The 2,020-nt window shown below is 39.5% G+C and carries 1 protein-coding gene; it reads left to right on the top strand.

Translation table 11 applies throughout. From position 1 onward, the window contains the following. Positions 1–2,020, top strand: a 2,020-nt coding sequence (locus tag LW137_RS07025; RefSeq protein ID WP_233034915.1) for a hypothetical protein, incomplete at both ends; no start/stop codon positions are given.

Here is a 2,020-nt window from a genome sequence, read left to right as displayed (position 1 = left end):
GGGGATCCTTAGCTACTCAAATACAAATGAATCAAAAGCAGAAAATCTTACATTTAGTGACGGCTCTTCATCGTCTTTCAGTGGAACGATCTCAGTAAATTCAATCACAGCAAGTGGTGGTGGGCAAAACACCATCAAAGTTGATTCTTCCACTCTAGAACATGTTGGATTTGATTCCTTAGGACAAAGAGTTGGGGCAAACACCATTGGTTCTATCGCAGCAAATGGAGGAAACAATACGATTGAGATCAAAGGCACAAGCACGATTGGCTCAATCACAACAAGTGGAGGAAAAAATACAATCACACTTGATGGCACTTCAACACAAAGAAGTATCACTCAAGAGATCTCTTCTACTGGAGGAGTCAATGTAATCATCCTTAAAGGAACTGATGCAAATCTCATCACCTTAGAATCCACTCTATCTGCATCAGGTAGTAATGCCAAAAATGCAATAGGATCAGTAGATCTTTCTGGAATCGCTCATAATGGATTTAGCTTTGGAGATTCCACTCGCACAGGTATAGCATCTCAAGCCTTCCAAGGAACTCTTGAGATCAAAAGTGGCATCAAAGGCACAGATGGAGGATGGAATAATATCGCCTTCAAAGCCACAAGCTTACAAACCCAATCTGTCATTTCTGCACGAGAGGAAGGAACTGCTATCAGTGGAAACACAAATCTCTATCTAGATGTTTCTGAAGCTGGTTTTGGGACAGTTGGCTCTTCTCCATCTTCCAAACCAGCTATTTCTGGAAATGTCGTTTTGGGATCTGGAGAAACCGCCAATCTCTACATCAAAGGAAAATCATCACAAGCTGAGCTTTATTCTGCATCATCTATCACAACTCAAACTATTGGATTGGATGGAAATCTTGAGAATACAAGTGGAAATATGAATCTGATCTTTGAAGATGCTTTGTGGAATCCTTATGGAATGATCACTGGAGTCGATCTTGCTACTTCTGAGACAAGCGGAAAAGTTACCAATAAGGGAGGAAATGTCAATATTGTCTTTAGAAAAAGTGATACAAGCTTGGCTTTGCCCTCTTCACTAGATCAGACTCCTTCTCTTCCTGCATTTAAAGTCATCAATGAAAGCGGAAAGATCAATATCATCATGCAAGGACAAACTGCTGTGTCAAGCTACATCACTTATGGATCTGATAGCACAACAAATCTTATCTTTGCCAATACAAGTAGCGGAACAGATTCTTTTGCTTCCACAGAAGCGACGACTAATAAAATCCTAGGAAAAACCTATCAAGATGGCGTCAAGCTCTCTCTTCAAGATAAACAAATCGCGATTGGAGATAGCCAAAGTGCCTCATTCATCGACACTTATAAGCAATATTTTGCAAACACAACTATCAATGAAAAAGATTCTCTCCTCAATATCACAACAACACGCTCAAAAAGTGGCACTACTCAAACAGATCAAATCTATGTCAAAGGGTTGGCAGTAGGAGATATTTCTGAGCTAGCTCCATCTCAACAAAAAGATGGTGTGAGCTATATCTATAATGTTGTATTAGGCAAAGATTCTGCTTTTGTAGGAAATATCGCACTACAAGCAGATTCCAAAGTCAATCTTATTATGGAGCAAGGATCTAAACTCCTCACAGATAGCAAAGATTTAAAAATTCAAAATCTTGCAATCAATGGAGATAATTTCGATCGAAGCGAAATCCTAAAAGGAACTTTTGAACAAAAAAACACCATCATTGACATCGCTTCGATGGGAAGTGATTTAGGACAACTCAAATCAAGGAGTGAATTTAGACTTCTTACAATCGGGACAAAAGAAGCAAATGCTGGCATCCTTGCATCAGGAGTCAAGACAACAGGTCTCACAGGAAGCAGTGCCCTCTTTAGAGTTTATATGAACAACAAATCAGGAGATGGATCACTAGGAGGGAGCGCTAGCTATTCTGATAAACAATATGGATATGTTTATTCTGATCGTATCCTTGTTCTTAGTGGAAGTCATCAAAACTCAAAAGAAGAGACTCAACCTCAC

Origin of the sequence: Helicobacter kayseriensis, from assembly GCF_021300655.1 — a bacterium.
GTDB lineage: Bacteria > Campylobacterota > Campylobacteria > Campylobacterales > Helicobacteraceae > Helicobacter_G > Helicobacter_G kayseriensis.
This window is presented reverse-complemented; position numbering and strand designations above follow the sequence as displayed.